At 69.6% G+C, this 20,797-nt stretch carries 20 protein-coding genes; 5 read left to right on the top strand and 15 right to left on the bottom strand.

Going from position 1 to position 20,797, the window contains the following annotated elements; translation table 11 throughout:
* Positions 1-23 precede the first annotated feature (23 nt).
* The 10 genes from AB0H36_RS11245 to AB0H36_RS11200 all read right to left on the bottom strand — a co-directional run bounded on the left by AB0H36_RS11245 (position 24) and on the right by AB0H36_RS11200 (position 11,084).
* Complete coding sequence (locus AB0H36_RS11245; RefSeq protein ID WP_360520050.1) at positions 24-1,040, bottom strand: winged helix DNA-binding domain-containing protein; 1,017 nt, start codon at positions 1,038-1,040, stop codon at positions 24-26.
* 92 nt (positions 1,041-1,132) lie between these two features.
* On the bottom strand, positions 1,133-1,921 hold the full coding sequence (locus AB0H36_RS11240; RefSeq protein ID WP_360520048.1) for an SGNH/GDSL hydrolase family protein: 789 nt from the start codon (positions 1,919-1,921) through the stop codon (positions 1,133-1,135).
* 134 nt (positions 1,922-2,055) lie between these two features.
* Entirely contained in the window at positions 2,056-3,099 is a 1,044-nt protein-coding gene (locus tag AB0H36_RS11235; protein WP_360520046.1) for a mandelate racemase/muconate lactonizing enzyme family protein, read from the bottom strand.
* A 2-nt stretch (positions 3,100-3,101) separates the two neighbouring features.
* Positions 3,102-4,421, bottom strand: coding sequence for a sugar ABC transporter substrate-binding protein (locus tag AB0H36_RS11230; RefSeq protein ID WP_360520044.1), 1,320 nt, complete (start codon positions 4,419-4,421; stop codon positions 3,102-3,104).
* 24 nt (positions 4,422-4,445) lie between these two features.
* Positions 4,446-5,528, bottom strand: coding sequence for a mandelate racemase/muconate lactonizing enzyme family protein (locus tag AB0H36_RS11225; protein ID WP_360520042.1), 1,083 nt, complete (start codon positions 5,526-5,528; stop codon positions 4,446-4,448).
* Between the two features lie 2 nt (positions 5,529-5,530).
* On the bottom strand, positions 5,531-6,382 hold the full coding sequence (locus tag AB0H36_RS11220; protein WP_360520040.1) for a carbohydrate ABC transporter permease: 852 nt from the start codon (positions 6,380-6,382) through the stop codon (positions 5,531-5,533).
* Entirely contained in the window at positions 6,372-7,325 is a 954-nt protein-coding gene (locus AB0H36_RS11215; protein WP_360520038.1) for a sugar ABC transporter permease, read from the bottom strand. Before AB0H36_RS11215 ends, AB0H36_RS11220 begins: the two co-directional genes overlap by 11 nt.
* Positions 7,326-7,329: 4 nt before the next feature.
* Entirely contained in the window at positions 7,330-8,757 is a 1,428-nt protein-coding gene (locus AB0H36_RS11210) for an NAD-dependent succinate-semialdehyde dehydrogenase (protein WP_360520036.1), read from the bottom strand.
* A gap of 22 nt (positions 8,758-8,779) precedes the next feature.
* Entirely contained in the window at positions 8,780-10,039 is a 1,260-nt protein-coding gene (locus AB0H36_RS11205; RefSeq protein ID WP_360520034.1) for an iron-containing alcohol dehydrogenase, read from the bottom strand.
* A 31-nt stretch (positions 10,040-10,070) separates the two neighbouring features.
* Positions 10,071-11,084, bottom strand: coding sequence for an Ldh family oxidoreductase (locus AB0H36_RS11200; protein WP_360520032.1), 1,014 nt, complete (start codon positions 11,082-11,084; stop codon positions 10,071-10,073).
* A 137-nt stretch (positions 11,085-11,221) separates the two neighbouring features.
* On the opposite strand from AB0H36_RS11200, the gene AB0H36_RS11195 reads away from it, so the two are divergent.
* Positions 11,222-11,905, top strand: coding sequence for a GntR family transcriptional regulator (locus AB0H36_RS11195; RefSeq protein WP_360520030.1), 684 nt, complete (start codon positions 11,222-11,224; stop codon positions 11,903-11,905).
* On the opposite strand, the gene AB0H36_RS11190 is transcribed toward AB0H36_RS11195, so the two are convergent.
* Genes AB0H36_RS11190 through AB0H36_RS11175 form a run of 4 tightly spaced genes read right to left on the bottom strand, consistent with a single transcriptional unit; the run spans position 11,906 to position 15,849 of the window.
* Positions 11,906-12,676: an ABC transporter ATP-binding protein gene (locus tag AB0H36_RS11190; protein WP_360520028.1), complete on the bottom strand. Its 771-nt coding sequence runs from the start codon at positions 12,674-12,676 to the stop codon at positions 11,906-11,908. It abuts the gene before it with no gap.
* Positions 12,673-13,404: a cobalt ECF transporter T component CbiQ gene (cbiQ, locus tag AB0H36_RS11185; RefSeq protein ID WP_360520026.1), complete on the bottom strand. Its 732-nt coding sequence runs from the start codon at positions 13,402-13,404 to the stop codon at positions 12,673-12,675. Before cbiQ ends, AB0H36_RS11190 begins: the two co-directional genes overlap by 4 nt.
* 23 nt (positions 13,405-13,427) lie before the next feature.
* Positions 13,428-14,447: an energy-coupling factor ABC transporter permease gene (locus AB0H36_RS11180; RefSeq protein ID WP_360520024.1), complete on the bottom strand. Its 1,020-nt coding sequence runs from the start codon at positions 14,445-14,447 to the stop codon at positions 13,428-13,430.
* A gap of 43 nt (positions 14,448-14,490) precedes the next feature.
* The gene (locus AB0H36_RS11175) at positions 14,491-15,849 is read right to left on the bottom strand and encodes an NAD(P)/FAD-dependent oxidoreductase (protein ID WP_360520022.1); all 1,359 of its coding nucleotides are present in this window, start codon (positions 15,847-15,849) and stop codon (positions 14,491-14,493) included.
* 112 nt (positions 15,850-15,961) lie between these two features.
* On the opposite strand from AB0H36_RS11175, the gene AB0H36_RS11170 reads away from it, so the two are divergent.
* From AB0H36_RS11170 to AB0H36_RS11155, 4 genes are read left to right on the top strand one after another with little or no spacing between them, the layout of a single operon-like run.
* The gene (locus AB0H36_RS11170) at positions 15,962-17,464 is read left to right on the top strand and encodes a substrate-binding domain-containing protein (RefSeq protein WP_360520020.1); all 1,503 of its coding nucleotides are present in this window, start codon (positions 15,962-15,964) and stop codon (positions 17,462-17,464) included.
* Between the two features lie 9 nt (positions 17,465-17,473).
* Positions 17,474-18,229, top strand: coding sequence for a metallophosphoesterase (locus tag AB0H36_RS11165; protein ID WP_360520018.1), 756 nt, complete (start codon positions 17,474-17,476; stop codon positions 18,227-18,229).
* Positions 18,229-18,633 carry a tRNA (N6-threonylcarbamoyladenosine(37)-N6)-methyltransferase TrmO gene (gene tsaA, locus AB0H36_RS11160; RefSeq protein WP_360520197.1) on the top strand — a complete coding sequence of 135 codons (405 nt, stop codon included), beginning with the start codon at positions 18,229-18,231 and terminating at the stop codon, positions 18,631-18,633. Before AB0H36_RS11165 ends, tsaA begins: the two co-directional genes overlap by 1 nt.
* Positions 18,634-18,671: 38 nt before the next feature.
* Positions 18,672-20,096 (top strand): MFS transporter, encoded by a 1,425-nt coding sequence (locus AB0H36_RS11155; protein WP_360520016.1) that lies wholly within the window; start codon positions 18,672-18,674, stop codon positions 20,094-20,096.
* On the opposite strand, the gene AB0H36_RS11150 is transcribed toward AB0H36_RS11155, so the two are convergent.
* Positions 20,052-20,789: a class I SAM-dependent methyltransferase gene (locus AB0H36_RS11150; RefSeq protein WP_360520014.1), complete on the bottom strand. Its 738-nt coding sequence runs from the start codon at positions 20,787-20,789 to the stop codon at positions 20,052-20,054. The two genes, AB0H36_RS11155 and AB0H36_RS11150, sit on opposite strands and share 45 nt — an antisense overlap.
* Between the last annotated feature and the right edge of the window lie 8 nt (positions 20,790-20,797).

The raw sequence follows: 20,797 nt of genomic DNA, 5'->3' as shown, positions 1-20,797 counted from the left end.
TATACCCGATCAGGCATATACGATCAACCGGCGAACCGGGCCAGGTCCTCGAGCTCTCCTGCCATGGCCGCGGCTGAGCCCTCGAACAGCTCGTAGGACAGATCCGCGTGCTTCCAGGACCCGATCACCCGGCCGGCCTCGACGATCGCCGGACGCAACATGCCGCCCCCGGGATGGATGTGCTTGCGGTACTCCTCGGCCAGCGCGTGCCGCCGGTCGGCGTACCCGAGCAGGTAGGGGTCGAACTCCCCCAGCAGCCGCAGGTCCGGAGATCCCGGCAGGTCCTCAACTGCCGACAGTTCGACTCCTTCGACCTCGAACGACTCGGTCGCAACCGCCTGCAACCCCCGCCGCGCGGCAGGCACCGGCAGTCCCGACCAAGTGGCAAAGTCGCGTGCAGTCGCCGGGCCGTACGCCGTCAAGTACAGCCGGGTCAACCCCTCGAGGTCCCCGTCGAGGACAAGTGGCTTCCCCAGCCAGTCACGGACGGCAACCCACGTCTCGCCAGGTCCGTAACACAGCCGGCCGAGCAGCCCGACGTGCCGGATCAGCGCGTACACCTGCTGCCCCTTGGGCGAGGCGATCAGCCCCGCCTTCACCAGTACGTCGGCCAGACCCGAGCGATCCGTGGGACCTTCAGCCAGCAGATGCGCCTCGATCACGTCGACCGCCTCGGCGCGGATCGATGCAGTCAGGCCGAGTTCGCCGTACCGGCGCTCGGTGTCCTTGATGAGCTTCGGGCCGAGCAGCCCGAGCAACGGGCCGGCGTGCTCGGTCGCGACGAGTTGGAGGGTGCCGCGCATGAACCAGCTCCGGACCACCGAGCGGTCAGTCTCCTGGGCGCGGGACACGTCGGCGAGAGTGGTCGCGGTCGAGCGGGCCCGGACGGCGTACGCGGCGCCGCGCCAGGTCTGCGCCTGCAGTCCCCCCGTCCGGCGCACGACGTCGGCCACCCCTCCGGGGCCGGCCTCGTCCACCGGACGCGCGAGGCAGTTGGCCTGGAACCGGGCCGCCAGGAGCCAGTCCACAGACCTTCGCACCACCCCAGCATGACACCACAAACAACTCTTCCGCGCAGCAAGAACTGGTCTGCCGGATTGTCCGGCAGACCGGTTGTCCGACCGAAGGATCGTCAGGTGAGGTGGTCGTCGACCAGGTTGGCGTAGGCGGCCTGGCCGGTGACGTTCGGGTGGTAGGACTCGCTGACCGGGTTGGACAGCCCGTTGATCCACTCCGGGCTGCCGCAGACCGCGTGCCCGATGAACGCGCTGGTCGGGTTGACGAACGCGAACCCGGCCGCGCTCGCCGAGGCCGCGATCTTGGCGTTGAGCAGGTCGGCGGTCTGGTTCAGCCGGGTCATCTCGGTCGGGCTGAAGAACGTGCCGGCGTTGCAGTCGGTGCCGTTGAACAGCCGCGGGTAGCCGACCACCACGACCCGGGCCGAGGCCGCCCGGCTGCGGATCGAGCCGTACAGGCCGTTCAGCCGGCCGGGCAGCGTGTTGGTGATGATCGCCTGCGCGTTGTTGATCGCGCCGGTGCAGTCGCCGAGCCAGGACGGCTTGGCGCACTCGGTGATCACCGACGAGAACCCGGCATCGTTGCCACCCACCTGGACCGACACCAGGTTCGTCGAGCTCACCACCGAGCTCAACTGGTTGGCGGTGACGTCGGCGACGCGCGCGCCGGAGCAGGCGACGAAGGTGAGGCTGGCGCCGATCCGGCCGGCGTCGATGTACGGGTAGGCCTTGGTCGAGCGCTGGCAGGACCCGCTGCTGGTGATGTAGCTGCGGGTCCCGACACCCGAGGCGTAGGAGTCCCCGAGGGCCACGTAGTTGGGTGCGGCCGCGTGGGCGACCCCGGGACTGACGAGGAGCGCGGCGCCGAGGGCCGCGGCCGAGAGCAGGCTGGCGATGGACTTCATGGGCGGACCGCCTTTGTGCGAGGGGTGGCGACAGAAGCACTAAGGGTCACGATGACCCAACCCGTCGGTAACACACAAGGGCCTGGTAAGAAGTTCACCGCCAGTTGCCGGACCTGGTAGCCGGTGTTTCCGGCCTAACCCCAGGACGACAGGCCCGGGCCCTGCGGCAGCGGGTAGCAGCCGTCGACGAGCTTCACCCGGCCGTCGGCCGGCAGCAGTCCGCTCTCCACGTAGATGGTGTTCGGCAGCGCGGCCAGCACGTGGATGTGCGCGCCGCCGCCGTGCGAGGCGTACGGAACACCGAACCCGGCCGCCATCAACCCGATCTCCAGGCAGTCGGTGAGCCCACCGGCCCGCCGCAGATCCGGCTGTATGACGCCCACCCCGCCGCGCGCGATCAGGTCCCGGAAGGCGGCCTGGCCGTAGCGGTTCTCGCCGGTGGCGATCGGGATGTCCAGCTTCTCGGCCAGCCGGACGTGCCCATCGGTGTCCGCGGCCGGCAACGGTTCCTCGAACCACCGGCAGTCGAGGTCCTCGTAGACACGGCCACGACGGAGTGCTTCGTCGTACCCGAAGGCTTGGTTGGCATCGACCATCAGCGGCGCGTCCGGGCCGATCACGGCCCGGACCGCCTTGATCCGCTGGACGTCCTCGCTCAACGGGCCGCCGCCGACCTTCATCTTCACGCCGCGGAAGCCCTGCTCCATCGCCTTGGCCGACACCGCCTCCAGACCGGCGACGTCCAGCTCGAGCCAGCCCACCATCGCGTACGTCGGGATGGTCGTGCGCTGGGCGCCGAGCAGCTTCCACACCGGCACGTCCAGCGACCTGCCGAGCAGGTCCCACAGCGCCAGGTCGATCGCCGAGATTCCGTACGACGACAGTCCGGCCGTGCCCTGGTAGTCGGTCAGCACCTGCAACTTCCGCCGGATCCCCCGGATCAGCGTCGGGTCCTCCCCCATGATCTCGGGGGCCAGCTGCTCGGTGACGATCTGGGCCAGCACTGCCGGCGAGCTGGCGACCCGGCCGAAGTACGTGTCGCTGACGCCGCTGATGCCTTCGTCGGTGTCGATCCGCACCCGGGTCCGGCCGTTGCGATCGAGCAACTGGATCGCGTCGCGGACCGCGTGCGCCTTCGGCTCCGACACGACCTCGATGCTGATCTCGGTGATCTTCATCCTCACCCCTTGCCTGCGAGTACGTTCTCGACCTTCTGCTTCACGCTGCCGAGCGCGTCGGCCGCGGACCGCTTGCCGCTCCAGACATCGTCCAGCACCGGGCGGTAGACGGTCCGGGCGCGTTCGATGTACCGGCTGAAGTTCTCGTTCACGGCGTTGTCCAGGGCCTGGGTGACCAGTGCCAGGTTGGCCGGGCCCTTGTCGTCGGGCACGAACAGCGACGAGGAGCTCTTGCTCACCGGCATGAACCCGCGGGACTGGGCCAGCAGCTTCGACGCGTCCGGGCCGGCGCAGTACTTGAGGAAGTCCCAGGCCGCGTCGGGGTCCTTGGACGCCTTCGGGACCGCCAGCACCGTCATCGTGTTCACGGTCTTGCGGGCCACCTTCATCGGCGGCGGGAAGATGTCCCACTTCACCTTCGCGTTGCTGCGCAGGTACGGGATCGCGCTGGTCAGCGCGAGCAGCATCGCGACCTTGCCGGTGCCCAGCTGGGACAGCGCCCAGTTCGGCGTCTGACGGCCGGCGGTCACGGTGGCGAAGTCCGGGTGCACCTTGTGCACGAGGGCCAGGTCCGCGATCCACTGGACCGCCTCCGCGCCCGGTGCCTCGGCCAGGGTGAAGCGGGTGGCGTCCTTGGAGTAGATGCCGTCACTGCCGTTGTTGACCGGCCACACCGTCTCCAGCGAGGTGTCGGGGAAGATCAGCGCGCCCCAGCGTTCGCCGTCCGGCTTGGTCAGCTTCTTCGCGGCCTCCAGGAAGTCGTCCCAGGTCCAGCCGCTCGCGGCCCAGTCCTTCGGCGGCAGCTCGACCCCGGCCTCCTCGAACGCGTCGACGTTGCAGTAGATGACGCCGGGGTTGGTCATGATCGGCCACGCCGCGTGCGCGCCGTCGGACTGCTTCGGGAAGTTGAACGCGACCGGGAAGTAGTCGTCCGGCTTGATCCCGTCCTTCTCCAGGTACGGACGGAGGTCGAGCAGGGACCCTTCGGCGTAGTACCCCGCCACGTAGTCGTCGTTGATCCGGATCGCCGTTGGCGCCGCGCCGGACGAGAGCACGGTGCGCAGCTTGGTGTCGTAGTCGTCACCCGGGACGGACTGGATGTCGAGCGTCTTGCTCGCGCCCTTGGCCCAGTTCTCGGCGACCGTGTAGAGCGGGCTGCCGCTGGTGGTGTCCCAGGTCAGGAAGGAGGCGTTGCCGCCGCCCCCTCCTCCCCCGCTTCCGTTGCCGCCGCAGGCGGACAGCGGCACGCCGGCCGCGAACGCCCCGCCGGCGAGGCCAACGGCTTTGAGCACCGACCTTCGGGAAAGCTGTGATGCCGTCATGGTTGTTCCTGTTCTGTCAGGGGATCAGTTGGTGCGCAGCTTGGCGACCGCGTCCTCGTCGAGCTCGACGCCGAGCCCGGGCAGGTCCCAGGGCGTGATCTCGCCGTTCACCGGGACGAGCGGGTTCTGCCAGATCGGCACGTCGTCGAGGATCGGGTTGTGCTCGATGTTGTACTCCTGCGGGTACACGCAGGACGGGGTGCTGACCCACAGGTGGGCGTGCGCCGAGGTGCCGATGGTCTGCTGGGTGTTGTGCACCGTGATCGGCTTGGTGAAGGTGTCGGCGAGCACCGCGATCTTCTTGAACTCGGTGATCCCGCCGCACTTGATGACGTCGGGCTGCAGGATGTCGACGCGGCCCTGCAGGATCAGGTCGCGGAACTGCCAGATGCTGTACTCCTGTTCGCCGGCTGCGATCGGGATGTCGACCGCGTCGGCGAGCCGTCCGTAGGCCGCGTAGTCGTGGGCGGCCAGCGGCTCCTCGAAATGCCACACGCCGAGGTCCTCCAGCGCGTGCGCGAGTTTGATGGCGGTGTGCTCGTAGTAGGCGTTGTTGACGTCGACCAGGATCGGGAAGTCGTCGCCGACCAGCGCCCGTACGGCGGTCACCGTCGCGATGGTCTGGTCGAAGCCGTCGTCGTGCATCCACGGCGTCGAGGAGTGGATCTTGTAACCGTGGAAGCCCTTCTCCTGGAAGGACTGGGCGCGCTCGGCCTCCTCCTGCGGCGACATGCTGCGCGACATCGAGCTGGCGTAGACCTTGGCGCTCTGCCGGTACTTGCCGCCGAGCAGCTTGTAGACCGGCAGGCCGGCGGCCTTGCCGAGCAGGTCCCACAGCGCGATGTCGATGCCGGCGATCGCGTTCAGCTGGGCGCCGGCCGGGCCGAGCTTGTACGGCTTGGTGTACAGCCGCCGCCACAGTCGCTCCAGGTCGGTGGCCTCCTCGCCGACCAGCAGTGGGGCGAGCGCCTGCTCGACCACGCTGTGGGTGACATGGGCATTCATCGGGCTGACCTCGCCGACGCCGACCAGGCCCTCGTCGGTGTGCACCTTCAGGATGTGCAGCTTGTCGAGCAGGATGATCGATTCGATCCGGGTGATCCGCATGCTTAACCTTTCAGGCCGGACATGGTGATGCCTTGGACGAAGTACTTCTGCGCGAGCAGGAACAGCAGCAGCGGCGGCAGGATCGTCAGCGTCGCGGCCGCCATCATCAGGTTGGTCTGGGTGAAGTACTCGCCCTTGAACAGCGCGAGCGCGATCGGCATCGTCTGCAACCGCGTCGAGTTCAGGAAGATCAGCGGCCCGAACAGGTCGTTCCACGAGCCCATGAAGGTGAGCGCTCCGACCGCGGCCAGGGCCGGTTTCACCTGCGGCAGCATGATCCGCCAGAAGGTGCCGAAGACGGACGCGCCGTCGAGCTTGGCCGCCTCTTCCAGCTCCACCGGGACCCCGCGGAACGCCTGCCGGAGCAGGAATGTGCCGAACACCGGGGTCAGCACGTTCGGGATCCACAGCGGGTAGTGGGTGTCGATCCAGCCCAGCTCCCGGAACAGCATGTACTGCGGGACCAGGTAGACCATGCTCGGGATCATTGCCGTGGACAACAACAGGGCGAAGGCCAGGTTCTTGAAGACGAAGTTCAGCCGGGCGAAGCCGTAGCCGGCCAGCGAGGCGAACAGCAGCAGGAACCCGACGTTCAGCGCGGCGAGCTTGACGCTGTTCAGGAAGAACGGCAGCAGCCCGTCGCCGGCCTGGGAGTAGTTGGCCCACTGGAACGACGACGGGACGAACGTCGGCGGCGACTGCAGGACCTCGTTCTCCGGCTTGAGCGACGCGCTCACCATCCACAGCAGCGGCATCGCGAACACGACCGCGAAGAACAGCAGGACGGCGAAGACCACGACCCGGCGCGGCAGGTGCCGAGGAGCCTTGTTCGGCTGCAGGACTTCAGTTGTCATAGTGCACCCACCGTTTCTCCAGCTTCCACTGGATCGCGGTGACGAGGCCGACGATGACGAACAGCACCCAGCCCATCGCGGAGGCGTAGCCCAGCCGGCCGTGCCCGAAGGCCGCCTCGTAGATGTGGAAGATGAACACCGAGGTGGCGTTGTTCGGCCCACCGGACGTCATCACGTAGATGATCCCGAACACCTGGAACGAGGTGATGAACTGCGTGATGCTGAGGAAGAACAGGCTCGGCGTCAGCAGCGGGACGACCACCGCCCAGAACCTCCGCCAGGCCGACGCGCCGTCCATCGTGGCCGCCTCGAGCAGCGAGCTGTCGATGCTCTGCAGCCCAGCCAGCAGGATCACCATCGGGTAGCCGACGCCCTGCCAGATCGCGACGATGATCACCGCGATCAGCGCGGTCTTGGTGTCGGACAGCCAGGCCGGCCCGTCGATCCCGATCGTCTTCAGCGTCGCGTTGAACAACCCGTTGTCCGGGTCGTAGAGCCAGAACCAGACGAACCCGATCGCGACCACGTTCGTGACCGCCGGCGAGTAGTACAGCGTCCGGAAGACGCCGATGCCCTTCACCTTCTGGTTGCACAGCACCGCCAGGCCGAGCCCGATCAGGATGGTCAGCACGACCACGACCACGGTGAAGATCACCGTGTTGCGCAAGGACGGGTAGAACGTGTCGTCGGCGGTGAACAACTCGCGGTAGTTGCCCAGACCAAGGAACTCCGGCGTGTTCAGCCCGGACCAGTTGGTCAGCGACACCACCAGGGAGGCCGCGACCGGCGCCAACTGGAAGAACAGCACCCCGACGATCACCGGACCGACGAACAGCCAGCCGGCCAGGTTCTGCCGCTTCGGCTTGACCTTGGCCCGCTTGCGGGCGGGCGGCTCCCCCTCGACGTCCGGCGGTTTCAGGGTCTGGAGTACGGCGTTGGCCATCGCCTCACACCTCGATCCCGACGTACTTCTCCTCGAGGAACTCGAGGATGCCTTCGGAGCTGCCCTCGCGGCCCAGGCCGGACTGTTTCGTGCCCCCGAACGGCGCGGCCGGATCGCTCAGCACGCCCCTGTTGACCGCGACCATGCCGGCGTCGATCCGTTGCGCGACCCCGAGAGCCTGCGCCGGGTCGCCGTACACGTAGGCGATCAAGCCGTAGATGGTGTCGTTGGCCATCGTCACCGCGTCCTCGACGTCGGTGTAACCGACGATCGCCACGACCGGGCCGAAGATCTCCGTCCGGTTGATCTCGCTGCCGTGCCGGACGTCGGTCAGCACCGTCGGCGGGTAGAAGGCGCCGGCCGGCGGTGTCCCGCCGCCCAGCGTCAGGGTCGCGCCGTCGGCGACCGCCCGATCGACGAGACCGGCCACCTTGTCGCGCTCCTCCGGCGACACCAGGGCGCCGAGATCGTTCGACCGGTCGACCCCCGGGCCCATCGTGACGGCCTTCATTGCCGCGGTGATCCGGGTGCTGAACTCGTCGACGAGGGACTCGTGGACGTAAAACCGGTTGGCCGCCGTACAGGCCGACCCGCCGTTGCGCATCTTCGCGACCATCGCGCCCTCGATCGCCGCATCCAGGTCCGCACCGGGCAGGACCACGAACGGCGCGTTCCCGCCGAGCTCCATGGACGAGCTGAGCACCTGGTCGGCGGCCTCCCGCAGCAGCAGTCGACCGACTTCCGTCGACCCGGTGAACGACAACTTCCGTACGGCGGGGTGGTGCAGCATCGCGCTCACCGCCGGTCCGGCGGGCGTCGGGGTCACCAGGTTGACGACCCCGGCCGGGACGCCGGCGCGGTGCAGAACGTCGACGACGTAGGCGGCGGTGAGCGGCGTCTGCGTCGCCGGCTTCAGCACCACCGAGCAGCCCGCCGCCAGCGCCGGCGCAATCTTGCGGGTCGCCATCGCCGCCGGGAAGTTCCACGGCGTGATCAGCACCGCCACCCCGACCGGGTCGCGCCGGACGACGATCGTCTTGTCACCCGACGGCGAGAGCCGGAAGTCGCCGCCGATCCGGACCGCCTCCTCGGCGAACCAGCGGAAGAACTCGGCGGCATAGGCGGCCTCTCCGAGCGCGTCGGCGTACGCCTTGCCGTTCTCGGCGACGATCAGGCCGGCGAGCGTGTCGCGCTCGGCGGTCAGCAGCTCGAAACAGGTCCGGAGGATCTCGGAACGCCGACGCGGTGGCGTCGCCGACCAGCCGGCCAGCGCGTCGGCCGCCGCGTCGACAGCGGCCAGGCAGTCTGCCTCGGTGGCCGCGGCGAACCGGGCCAGCTCGGACCCGTCGGCCGGGTCGTTGACGGCGAACCGCCGGCCGTCGGCGGCCGGCCGCCACTGACCGCCGATGAACAGATCGTGCGGAGTGATCATCTGGTGTGCTCCCAACACCTGGTCAGAACGGGTTGCTTCGGTCGCCGGTGAACGCGGCACGGGTGATCTCGTAGAGCGCGCCGGCGTCCAGCGGACGCGGGTTGTTGGCGACCAGCCGGGCCGACTTCAGGCCCAGCTCCGCGACGTAGGACAGCTGGTCCTCGGCCAGTCCGAGCTCCGCGAGCGTCGGCGGGATGCCGATCCGGTCCAGGAGCCGGTCGACGGCCTCGATGCCGGCGAGCGCCTGGGCTTCGGCGTCCCCCGTGGCCGGTACGCCGAAGATCGTGGCGATCTCGCCGAACTCCTGCACCCGCGCGGGTGCGTTGTAGCGCATCACGTACGGCAGGAGTACGCCGACGCCGAGACCGTGCGCGGTGTGGGTCAGAGCGCCGAGCGGGTACTGCAAGGCGTGCGCGGCGGCGGTCCCGGCCACGCCGAGGGCGTAGCCGCCGGCGTTCGCGGCCAGCATCACGTCGGAACGGGCATGCTCGTCGTCCGGATGCTCGAACGCCTCCGGGAGCGCGCGGGCCAGCAGACCGAGTCCCCAGCGCGCGTACGAGTCGCTGATCACGTTCTTGCCGATGAAGACCCGGCCCTCGCCGACCGCCGCCGGCGGCCGCTGGATCGCGGTGAACGACTCGACCAGGTGAGACAGCGCGTCCGCCCCGGCGCTCGCGGTCAGCCCGGGCGGGCAGCTGTAGGTCAGCTCCGGATCGCAGATCGCCACCGACGGGATCAGGTGCGGCGAGGAGATCCCGGCCTTCAGCTCCCGCCGGCTGTCGCTGAGCACGCACACCGGCGTCACCTCGGACCCGGTTCCGCCGGTCGTCGGTACGGCGATGATCGGCAGCACCGGACCGGGTACGGCGTTCTCCCCGTAGTACCGGTCGATCGGACCGCCGTGGCTGAGCAGCAGCGCGACGGCCTTGGCCAGGTCGAGGCAGCTGCCGCCGCCGATCCCGATCACCACGTCGATCCCGGCGTACTCCATCGCGTCGAAGCAGGCGTCGATGTCGGACATCGGCAGCTCGGGCGCGGTGTCCCGCCAGAGCTTCACGGTGATCCCGTGGTCCTCGAGGTCGGTGACCATCGCGGCGAACACGTTCGATTCGGCGAGCCGGCCGTCGGTGCAGACGAGCGCCGTACTCCCGTACTCCGCGGCGTGCCGGCCGAGGAGCGCGCGCTGCCCGGCGCCGAAGACGACCGTGCGCGGTGCTCGCTGAACGCCGAAGCCGGCGGTGGTGATCGCGGGACTCCCGGATGGGCTTGCGGTTGTCGTCATCTGGTCAGTCCTTGTCCGGTCGAGGGGCGGGTCATTCGGCCAGCGCTGCTTCCCGGCGTACGGCGTCGAGCGCGGTCAGCTCACGCCACAGGTCGTCGGCGATCTCGATGCCGTTGGCAACCGACTCCTGCCGGCGGGCCCGGGCGCCGTCGCCGGGCACCGCGACCGGATGGGCCGGATCGGCCGGCCGGCTACCGCGGACCTGGTCGAGGTAGCCCGAGACGGAGTGCCCGCCGCCGCTGAGCAGGATGAACACGTCGCCCTTGTTGCTCAACCGGTCGTCGTCCAGCGTCCCGCCGACCGCCGTTCCGTAGGCGGCACCGGTCAGGAACGTGACCATCGCGCCCAGCCCGAGCCCCAGGCCGTAGCCCTTCGGGCCGCCGAACGGCGCGATGGACCCGGACTTGGCCGCGACCGGATCAACAGTCGGATGGCCGGCCGCGTCCAGCGCCCAGCCGGCTTCCAGCGGCACACCGCGCAGCGCGTGGTCGTGGACCTTGCCCATCGAGATCTGCGAGGTCGCCATGTCGAGCACCAGCGGGTGCGGCTGGGCCGGGACGCCGAGTGCGAGCGGATTCGTGCCGAGCATGGCCTCGGTGCCGCCCCATGGGTGCACCAGCGCCTCGCTCGTCGTCACGCCGAGGCAGACCAGGCCGCGTTCGGCCATCCGGCCGGCGTAGTAGCCGAGCATGCCGAGGTGGTTGTTGTTCGTGATCGAGCAGACGGCGACGCCGTGCCGCTCGGCAGCCGGGACGATCGCTTCGAGGGCGTGGAGCGCGACCACCGGACCGAGCCCCTGCTCGCCGTCGACGGACAGGTAGCACGGGCTGAGCCAGTCGTGCTTGCCGGTGTTCGTGGGGCTTGCGGTGCCGTTGGCCAGCCGGCGCAGGATCCTCGGCAGCCGGAGCAGGCCGTGCGAGGGCACGCCCTTCGCCTCGGCGACGAGGAGCAGCTCGGCCTGCCGGACGGCCGCCGGGCCGGGCACGCCCGCGGTGATCAGGAGTCGTTCGGCCAGTGACTGTGCGGTTGCGAGGTCAGTGTGCACGTCGGCCATCCCAGGGGTGGAGGCGATGAATTCGTATACATCGGGGCGGTTCCTGGGAGGCTAGATCAGATCGGATACGATTTGCAATGGTTGGTGTATACGAATTCACAGATTCGATCGCGATCCGAGGGAAGCCCATGAGCGAGCGTGCCATCGAGCGTGTGTCCGACCGTCCCGGCCGGGCGCGGATGAGTGACGTCGTCTACGAGCAGTTGCAGACGCTCCTGCTGGACGGCGCGATCCAGCCCGGCGAGCGGATCCGGGTGGACGTCATCAGCCGCCAGCTCGGCGTCTCCCAGACCCCGGTCCGCGAATCGCTGAACCGGCTCGAGGCCGAGGACCTGGTCACCAAGACACATCTGATCGGATATTCCGCCAGCCCCAAGCTGACCCCGGAACGGTTCGAGGATCTGTTCGAGGCCCGGTTCCTGATCGAGCCGTACTGCTCGGGCCTGGCCGCCGGCCGGCACCAGCGGGTCGAGATCGAGCGGATCGCCGGGATCGCCGCCGAGATGCGGGCCCGCCACCAGGCCGGGGCGATGTCGTACGGCGCCTTCGCCCGCAAGGACGCCGAGTTCCACGAGGCCATCATCGGTGCGACCGGGAACAGCTACTTCGCGGAGATCTTCGCCAAGCTGCACTGCCACCTGCAGCTGTTCCGGCTGCTGCGCGACTCCCAGGTGACCGAGAAGGCGCTCGACGAGCACGACCTGCTCGTCACCGCGATCCGGCGCCGTGACACCGAGGCGGCCGACGCCGCCATGCACGCGCACCTGACCGCGTCCCGCGGCCGGTTGCGCTCTGCCTTCGAAGAGGCCTGATCAGCGCTCCGGGCCGGGGACGGACAGCGGGTCGAAGCCGTAGGGAAGCTCCAGGCGGTGCGCTCGCATCAGCTCGGCGTCGCCGAGCAGGTCCCGGGTCTTGCCGTCGGCCACGATCCGGCCGCCGTCCATCAGCAGGCTGCGCTCGCACAGCTGCAGCGCGTACGGCAGGTCGTGCGTGATCATCAGCAGCGTCACGTCGAGCCCGGCCAGGATGTCGGACAGCTCCCGCCGGGCGGCCGGGTCCAGGTTGCTCGACGGCTCGTCGAGCACGAGCACCTCCGGGCGCATCGCGAGTACCGTCGCGACCGCAACCCGGCGACGCTGGCCGAAAGACAGGTGATGCGGCGCCAGGTCCGCGTGGTCCTGCATCCCGACCTGGACCAACGCCTCGTGCACCCGGTCGTCGAGTTCGGACCCGCGCAGGCCGAGGTTCGCCGGCCCGAACGCGACGTCGTCCCGGACGGTCGGCATGAACAACTGGTCGTCGGGATCCTGGAACACCAGCCCGACCTTCCGCCGTACCTCGGGAAGGTGCTCGCGGTGCAGGCCGGTGCCGCCGATCTGGATCCGTCCGCTCCCGGTCCCGCCGGCCACCGAGCCGAGGATGCCGTTGAGATGCAGCACGAGGGTCGTCTTGCCGGCGCCGTTCGGCCCGAGCAGCGCGACCCGCTCCCCCGGCTGCACGGTGAAGTCGACGCCGAACAGCGCCTGCCTCCCGTCGGGGTAGGCGAAGACGAGACGCTCGACCTGTATCGCGGGACCGCTCACAAGCCACTCACCCTAACCGCCACCGCGACGAGTACGGCGGCCAGGGAGATCGTCAGCCCCTCGAGCCACTGCGCCGAGGTGGCACCCTGGTCGCTCAACGTCGGCATCCGCCCGGTGTAGCCGCGCGAGCGCATCGCCAGGTGGACTCGCTCGCCGCGCTCGAAGCTGCGGACGAACAATGCGCCCACTCCCCCGGCGACCGCCTTCAGATGACCGGCCCGGCCGCCGGTGTACCCACGTGACTCCCGGGCTATCCGCATCCGCTGCAGGTCGTCGGACACGACGCTCAGGTAGCGGATCATGAACGACAAGATCGCCACCAGCGTCGACGGCAGCCGCAACCGTTCGAGCCCGGCCAGCAGGTCCCGCGGCGCGGTCGTCGCCGACAACAGGATCGCCGCGACCACCCCGAGCGTGCCCTTCGCCAAGACATTCCAGGCCCCGAGTACGCCGGACTGCGACAACTCCAGCCCGAGTACGTCGATCTGCGGCCCGGTCGCCACGAACGGCAGCACCAGCGCGAACACGATGAACGGCGTCTCCACGGCCAGCCGGCGAGACACCACCAGCCCAGGCAGTCTCGCGACGAACACGGCGGCCACGAGCATCCCGGCGTACAGACCGAAGGCCCAGAAGGCATGCGCCGGCGTGGAGACGACGGCGAGGACGAAGACGAACAGCGCGACGATCTTCACCTGGGCCGGGATGCGATGCACCCGGCTGTCCACCGCTACGAGAAGACCGTCACCGTTCACGAAGCTCTACTCGACCGCAGGGACGCGAGCTTGGCGATCGCCAGGCCGACGACGATGGTGACCAGGACGCCGATGATGCCGGCCAGCGCGCCGGAGACCTCCGCGTTGCCGATCCCGCTGACGCCGTAGTCGGCCAGCGGGCTGCCCGCGACCGCGGAGTCCTTGGCTGCGCTGTCGAAGCCGAGCTTGGCGCCGACGAACTCCAGTCCGTCCGGGTGCGCGCTCGCGAACAGGCTCAGACCACCGGCCACGAGCAGCGTCACCGCGACGCCGACCCCGAGCGTCCGCCCGGCCGGCTTGGCCGCGACCGGCTTGTCCGGCGACACCGTGGACGTGTTGCCGTCGGCGTCGACAAGCACGAGGTCCTTCTGCAGGTGGCGAGCGGCGTACACCAGGTCCGGCCGGGTCGCGACGACTGCACTCAGAACCGCAGCCGTGATGACCGCCTCGCCGATCCCGACCAGAATGTGCCAGCCGACCATCGCGGTCGCGAGCTTCCCGAGCGGAATGTCGACCGCGCCGCCGATCGCGTACAGCCCGGTGAACGCGAGCGCGGCCACCGGGACCGACACGAGCGCGCCGACGGTCGCCGCCGGCACGACGCTGCCGACCTTCCGCGGCAGTACCCGCAGCACCGCGCGGGTCAGGAAGTAGCCGACCAGCACGGTGATGATGCCCATCAGCGTGATGTTGGTGCCGAGCGCGGTCAGGCCGCCGTCGGCGAACAGCAACCCCTGGACCAGCAGCACCGTCGACATCACGAGTACGGCGCTCCACGGCCCGACCAACGCGGCCGCCAGCGCGCCACCCAGCAGGTGCCCGCTGGTCCCGGCGCCGACCGGGAAGTTCACCATCTGCACCGCGAACACGAACGCCGCGGTCAGCCCGGCCAGCGCCGGGCCGGCCTCGCGGATCTCCCGGTTGGCCCGTTGCAGGCTGAAGCCGACGGCGCCGGCGGCGATCAGGCCGGTCGCGATCGAGGTCGGTGCGTCGAAGAAGCCATCAGGAACGTGCACCCCGACATTGTTGATCTATTTGCGACCCGATCGCAACAACGTCTCACAAAGTCTTCAGCGCGTCCCCGATCGCGCGGTGGAATGTCGGGTATGCGTAGATCATCTGTTGCAGAGTGTGAACGGGAACCGCCGCATGGACCGCGACCGCGAGGGCGCCGAGCACCTCGCCGCCGGTCGGTCCGGCGCTGGTCGCACCGACCAGCACCCCGCGCCCGTTGTCGACGACCAGCTTGATGAAGCCGTCGTTGCCCGGCTTGTGGATGAAACCCCGCGACGAGTACGGCAGCTGAGACGACCCGATCTTCACGTCGAGGCCGGCGTCGCGCGCCTGCTTCTCGGTCATCCCGACCGCGCCGATCTCCGGGTCGGTGAAGGTCACCCGCGGCATCGCGTGGTAGCTCGCCACCGGCGCGCCCTTGCTGCCGAGGATGTCGTGCACCGCGATGTTGGCCTGGTACATCGCGTTGTGGGTGAACGCGCCGACGCCGGTCACGTCGCCGACCGCCCAGACGCCGTCGCCGGCCCGGACGTGCTCGTCCACCTCGACCCGCCGGACGCCGGGATCGATGCCGACCTGGTCGAGGCCGAGGCCCTTCACGTCCACCCGGCGGCCCGTTGCCACGAGCAACTTCTCGCCGGTGACCGTGGTGCCGTCGTCCAGGGTGACGGTGAAGCCGTCGCCGTCGTGGGAGATCTGCTTGGCCGGCGTGCCGGTGTGGAAGGTGACGCCGTCGCGCTCGAGCACTTCCCGGGCCAGGTCACTCGACTCGGGCTCCTCCATCGCGAGCACCCGGTCGGCCGCCTCGACGACCTTCACCTCGACGCCGAACCGGGCGAACACCTGGGTGAGCTCGAGCCCGATCGCGCCGCCGCCGAGCACCACGATCGAGGCCGGCAGCGTGTCCGCCTCGATGGCCTCGTGGTTCGTCCAGAACGGGGTGCCGGCCAGGCCGTCGATCGGCGGGACCACCGGGACCGTGCCGGTCGCGATGACGATGCCGCGGGACGCCTCGAACTCCCGGTCGCCCGCCTTCACCGTGCGCGGGCCGGTGATGGTGCCGCGCTCGCGCAGGAACGTGACGCCCTTCTTCACCAGCCGGTCGACCGCGACCTGGTCGTTCCAGGTGTCGGTGGCCTCCTCGCGGATCCGCTTCGCGACCGGAGCCCAGTCGGGCTGCACGGTCGCCGTACCGGCCATGCCGTCGACGCGGCGGGTCTCGGCGAGCAGGTTCGCGGACCGGATCATCATCTTGCTCGGGATGCAGCCCCAGTACGGGCACTCCCCGCCGACCAGCCGTGGGTCGAGACCGACCACGTTCAGCCCTGCTTCCGCCAGCCGGCCGGAGGCCTCCTCGCCGCCGACGCCGAGTCCGATCACGACCACATCCACCTGTTCAGCCATGCCGCCCAATCTCGCAGACAGTCCGGTCCCGGCCAAGGTCAGCCCCGGCGCGTCATCGTGCGGTAAGCATCCGTTCACCGCGGGTGGATAGCGTTTTCGGCGGGAGGGAACGTTGGATTTCTCGGGTCTCGGCGACATCAATCTCGAAACGATCATCGCCGCCATCGCTTTGATCGGTACGGCGGTCGCCTGGCTGGTGGACCGCTACGTCCTGCGGCGCAAACGGCTCGTCTACCGGGTGCAGGTGGACGCCCCGATCGGGGTCTACCCGAGCACCGACAAGGCCCACCGGATGGTCGACGTCGAGGTCCGCCACCAGGGTGCGGTGGTGGAGAACCCGAGCATCGTGCTGCTCCGGCTGGACAACGCCGGCGGGATGGACATCGATCCGCACGACATGCACGAGAAGGTGTCGTTCGCGTTCCCGGACCGCAAGATCGTCGGGCTGAAGGTCACCGAGTCCAAGCCGAAGTCGCTCGGCGAGATGCTGCAGCGCCGGATCGTCCCGGCGAACTACGTCGACACCAGCAAGCTGGTCGTCCCGCGGATCGCGATCAACCGCGGCGACCACTTCAAGTTCCTGCTGGTGCTGTCCGGCACCGGCAAGGGCGTGACGCACTCCGGCTACCTGGCCGGCGGCTCGACCGGTGGCGGCGTCTACCACGAACCCCGGCCGCGCGGGCCGGGTCGCCGTACGTTGCTGTTCGGCGCGATGTCGCTGCTGCTCGTCGGCGCGCTGGTCGCGTTGTTCGTGGTCGACGTCCTGCAGCCGCCGGACAACTGCGCCTCCGGGCAGGTGCGGATCATCGGGTCGACCGCGGTCGAGTCGACCATGCGCGAGGTCCGTACGGCGTACGCGGCCGACTGCACCGACGCCGACATCACGATCGCGGCCAACGGCAGCCGCAGCGGCATCCGCACCCTCGAGGAGACCGGGACGCAGGACGCGGGCGCGGCCGGCAAGCTGATCGCGATGTCCGACGGTACGGCGGAGGACGCGCCGGACCTGTGGGGCGAGCCGGTCGCGGTCGTGGTCTTCGCGGTCGCGGTCAACAGGTCGGCGGACGTGACCGGGCTGACGACCGCGCAGCTTCAAGACGTCTACAGCGGACGGGTGACGAACTGGAAGCAGCTCGGCGGGCGCGACCTGCCGATCCGGATGGTCAGCCGGGTCGGGCCGGACTCCGGTTCGCGGCGGGTGTTCCGGGACAAGGTGCTCGACGGCGACCAGGAGCTCGGGATCTCCTCCGACGACTGCCGCCGCGACGACCCGGCGGCCAAGTTCCACCGTTGCGAGGTCGGCACGACGGAGGAGCTGCTGACCCGGGTGAACGAGATCGACGGCGCGATCGGGTACGCCGAGCTCGGCGGGACCCGGAAGTACCCGGAGATCGCGGTCGCCTCGATCGACGCCGTCGTACCGGATGCGGCGAAGGTGGCGGACGGGACGTACAAGTTCTGGGAAGTCGAGCACGCCTACACCTACAAGACGCCGGCGGCCGACTCGCTCACCGCGGCCTTCCTCGAGTACCTGCGCTCGCCACAGGTGCGGCCGGTGCTGGCGCGGGGTGGGCTCGTCCCGTGCAACGACCTTCCGGGCGGCTTCTGCGGTTAGTGTTTCCGCATGTACGTGATCGCGCACTTGAGTGATCCGCATCTCGACGGCTCCGAGGAGGCGCTGTCCCGGCTGCGCCGGATCACGTCGTACCTGGGCGAGTTCAGCCGGCCGGTGGACGTCGTACTGGTCACCGGGGATCTCGCGGACCACGGGCTGGAGTCCGAGTACGCCGAGCTCGCGGCGGAGCTGCAGTCCGAGATCCCGACGCTGGTGCTGCCCGGCAACCACGACGTGAGTGCACCGCTGCGGACTGGGCTGAAGGCGTACGTCGATATCTCGGGCGACGGGCACCCGGTCCACCAGGTGCGGGAGGTCGGCGCGGCGCGGTTCGTGCTGGTCGACAGCACGGTGCCGGGCGCGGACCACGGCCTGCTGTCGGAGGAGTCGCTGGCTTGGTTGGACGGCGTACTGCGTGAGCCCTTCGACGGACCGGTGTTCGTGGCCTTCCACCATCCGCCGCTGGAGCTGCATCATCCGGTGATGGACCAGTGGATGCTGCAGTCCCGGGAGACGTTCGAGGCGGTGCTGCGAGGCAAGGCCATCACCGCGTTGCTCACCGGCCACGTGCACAACGCGATCGTCACCACCTTCGCCGGTCATCCCGTTCTCGGCGCCCCGGGCATCCGCTCGACGGTGCCACTCCCCTTCGAACCGCCGGCTCCGGACGGCCGCGTCGTCGACACCCGAGCCCATCCCGGCCTGGCCTTGCACGTGCATGTCCCGGGCGAGCCGCTGCAGACCGTGTACAGGTACCCGGCGTGATGTTCGTACTCAAACCAGTTGGTCGAGTCGAGTCGGTGCTCCGGACTCGCGACGAAGCCCCGCGTCAGCCGGACGAAGGCGCGCCCAGCGCGTGGCTGGTGTTCGACGAGTCCGTCCGGGACGCGCTGCGCGACCTGGCCGTCGGCGACGAGATCATCGTCATCACCTGGTTCGACCGGGCCGATCGGGACGTGCTCGCGGTACATCCGCGCAGCGACGACACCCGTCCGCAGACCGGCGTCTTCAGCACCCGCTCCCCCGACCGGCCGAACCCGCTCGGCCTGCACCAGGTCACCATCGTCGCGACCGACGGCCTGCGCCTGCAGGTCGACCGGCTCGAAGCCCTCGACGGCACGCCCGTCGTCGACGTGAAACCGGTGCTGCGCGAGGTCTCCGAACGGTAGTTGACCTCAAGTTTTGTTGAGGTTCGAGACTGTCGGGCGTGACATCAACCAAGGATGAGGTTTGCCGCGCCGGCCGGCGCGAGTGGATGGGGTTGGCGGTGCTTGCACTGCCCGCGCTGCTCGCCTCGCTCGAGCTGACCGTGACCCATTTGGCACTGCCGTCGATCGCAGCCGATCTGCGGCCGAGTGGCTCCGAACTGCTGTGGATCGTGGACATCTACGCGTTCCTGCTGGCCGGCTCGCTGGTCACGATGGGCGCGTGGGGCGACCGCATCGGACGCCGCCGGCTGCTGCTCGGCGGTGCAGCCGTGTACGGCGTCGCGTCGGTGCTGGCGGCGTACTCGGTCAGTCCCGCGATGCTGATCGGCACGCGTGCCTTGATGGGGATCGCGGGGTCGACGCTGATGCCGTCGGTCGTCTCGCTGGTCGCATCGATGTTCAAGGACGCCCGGCAACGCGGGGTCGCGATCGGCATCGTGGTCGCGAGCGTGTCCGGCGGTACGGCGATCGGTCCGCTGGTCGGAGGGTGGTTGCTCGACAACTTCTGGTGGGGCTCGGTGTTCCTGGTCGGCGTACCGGTGATGGCGGCCTTGCTGGTCGTCGGACCGCGCTTGCTGCCCGAGTACAAGGCACCGGGTGGCAAGCGGCTCGATCTGTCGAGTGCGGTGCTGTCGATGGCCGCTGTGCTGCCGATGGTCTACGGCCTGAAGCACATCGCGGCGGACGGGTTCGCCTGGCGGTGGGTCGCGGTGATCGCGGCCGGCGTCGTGCTCGGCGGGGTGTTCGTCCGGCGGCAGCGGCGGCTGGACGATCCGATGCTCGACCTCGGCCTGTTCACCAGCCGCGCGTTCAGCGCGTCGGCGATCGCTCTGGCGCTGGCGATCTTCGTGCTCTGGGGCGTCAACTACGCGATCGCCCAGCTCCTCCAGCTCGCCCACGGACTCGACCCGCTCGAGGCGGGCCTGTGGACGGCGCCCTCCGCGGCCGGCACCATCGCCGGCTCGCTGCTCGCGCCACGCCTGGCCAACCGCTTCGGCCCCGGCCGGGTGATCGCCGTGGGACTCCTGCTCGCCGTCGCCGGTTTCGTCGTCCTCACCCAGATCGGCCCGCTCGGCGTCCTCGTCACCGGCTCGATCATCATCTCGGCCGGCCTCGCCCCCACCATGGCGCTGGCCACGAACCTCATGATCGGCGCCTCCCCCGAAGAACGGGCCGGCGGCGCGGCCGCGATCTCATCCACCGCACCCCAACTCGGCGGCGCCCTCGGCATCGCCCTCCTCGGCAGCTTGATCACGGCCGTCTACCGCAATCAGCTCGGCCACGAAGCCGAGCTGACCCGAGAAGCCCTGACCTCCCCCACCGCCCGCGAAGCCTTCACCACCGGCTTCCACGTGTCGGCGACTGTCAGCGCCGTACTCCTACTCCTCACCGCCCTCGGCGCGGCGAGGTTCCTGCGGCGCTGACAGCCGGCCGCGGATGTACAGGAGTTGGGCGACCTCGCGCCAGACCGGGGTGTCCTGGGGTGGTTCGCGGAACTGGTCGATGGTGAAGCCGGCTGCGGTGAGCGTGTTGACGTAGGTGCTGAGGGTTCGGTGGTAGGCGCCGACCGGCAGCGCGTTGCGGTGGGCGCCTGGGCCGTCCCAGTAGCCCTCGACGTAGTACTTGCCGATCGTTCGGCGGACGCTCTGGTCGACGTGGTCGACGAGCTCGCCGGCGGCCGGGGTCTTGAAGCACGGGTGGGTGATCGACACGACGAACCAACCGCCTGGGCGGAGGACGCGCGCCATGGAGTGCAGCGCGCGGTCCAGGTCCGGGATGTCCATCAGCGCCATGTAGCAGACGACGCCGTCGAAGGAGTCGGTCGCGACGCCGTCCAGGGTGTGCGCGTCGCCCTGCTGGTACGAGATGCCCAGCGGCGCGGTCTCCTCGTGCGCGCGGGCCTTCTCGAGCAGCTTCTCCGACAGGTCTACCGCGGTGACGGCCGCCCCCTGAGCGGCCAGGTAGCGGGCCTCACGTCCTTGACCGCAGGCGACGACGCACACCGTCCGACCGGTCACGTCGCCGACCAGCTCGGCGAAGGTCGGATCGTCGAGGGCGGCCCCCGCTCCGACCCACTCGTCGTAGTCGGCGGCCACGTCGTCGTACCTGGGTTTCATGCAGGTCC

The sequence above is a fragment of the Kribbella sp. NPDC050820 genome, assembly GCF_040653975.1.
GTDB lineage: Bacteria > Actinomycetota > Actinomycetes > Propionibacteriales > Kribbellaceae > Kribbella.
This window is presented reverse-complemented; position numbering and strand designations above follow the sequence as displayed.

Coding starts and splice junctions, on each gene's coding strand:
- AB0H36_RS11240 (WP_360520048.1), bottom strand. CDS start 1,921: ATGAAGTCCATCGCCAGCCTGCTCTCGGCCGCGGCCCTCGGCGCCGCG.
- AB0H36_RS11235 (WP_360520046.1), bottom strand. CDS start 3,099: ATGAAGATCACCGAGATCAGCATCGAGGTCGTGTCGGAGCCGAAGGCG.
- AB0H36_RS11230 (WP_360520044.1), bottom strand. CDS start 4,421: ATGACGGCATCACAGCTTTCCCGAAGGTCGGTGCTCAAAGCCGTTGGC.
- AB0H36_RS11225 (WP_360520042.1), bottom strand. CDS start 5,528: ATGCGGATCACCCGGATCGAATCGATCATCCTGCTCGACAAGCTGCAC.
- AB0H36_RS11220 (WP_360520040.1), bottom strand. CDS start 6,382: ATGACAACTGAAGTCCTGCAGCCGAACAAGGCTCCTCGGCACCTGCCG.
- AB0H36_RS11215 (WP_360520038.1), bottom strand. CDS start 7,325: ATGGCCAACGCCGTACTCCAGACCCTGAAACCGCCGGACGTCGAGGGG.
- AB0H36_RS11210 (WP_360520036.1), bottom strand. CDS start 8,757: ATGATCACTCCGCACGATCTGTTCATCGGCGGTCAGTGGCGGCCGGCC.
- AB0H36_RS11205 (WP_360520034.1), bottom strand. CDS start 10,039: ATGACGACAACCGCAAGCCCATCCGGGAGTCCCGCGATCACCACCGCC.
- AB0H36_RS11195 (WP_360520030.1), top strand. CDS start 11,222: ATGAGCGAGCGTGCCATCGAGCGTGTGTCCGACCGTCCCGGCCGGGCG.
- AB0H36_RS11175 (WP_360520022.1), bottom strand. CDS start 15,849: ATGGCTGAACAGGTGGATGTGGTCGTGATCGGACTCGGCGTCGGCGGC.
- AB0H36_RS11165 (WP_360520018.1), top strand. CDS start 17,474: ATGTACGTGATCGCGCACTTGAGTGATCCGCATCTCGACGGCTCCGAG.
- tsaA (WP_360520197.1), top strand. CDS start 18,229: ATGTTCGTACTCAAACCAGTTGGTCGAGTCGAGTCGGTGCTCCGGACT.
- AB0H36_RS11150 (WP_360520014.1), bottom strand. CDS start 20,789: ATGAAACCCAGGTACGACGACGTGGCCGCCGACTACGACGAGTGGGTC.